The 206-nt window shown below is 51.5% G+C and carries 1 rRNA gene; it reads left to right on the top strand.

The features are described from left to right. Window positions 1-206: ribosomal RNA gene (locus tag K0040_RS22675) — 23S ribosomal RNA — on the top strand; the annotation flags it as partial.

Below are 206 nucleotides of genomic sequence, written 5' to 3'. Positions count from 1 at the left end.
CATGGCCGCAGAGAATAGGCCCAAGCGACTGTTTACCAAAAACATAGGTTTCTGCTAAGTCGCAAGACGATGTATAGGGGCTGACGCCTGCCCGGTGCTGGAAGGTTAAGGGGATCTGTTAGGGTAATCGAAGCAGTGAACTTAAGCCCCAGTAAACGGCGGCCGTAACTATAACGGTCCTAAGGTAGCGAAATTCCTTGTCGGGT

Source organism: Terrisporobacter petrolearius, from assembly GCF_020748185.1.
Classification (GTDB): domain Bacteria; phylum Bacillota; class Clostridia; order Peptostreptococcales; family Peptostreptococcaceae; genus Terrisporobacter; species Terrisporobacter petrolearius.
This window is presented reverse-complemented; position numbering and strand designations above follow the sequence as displayed.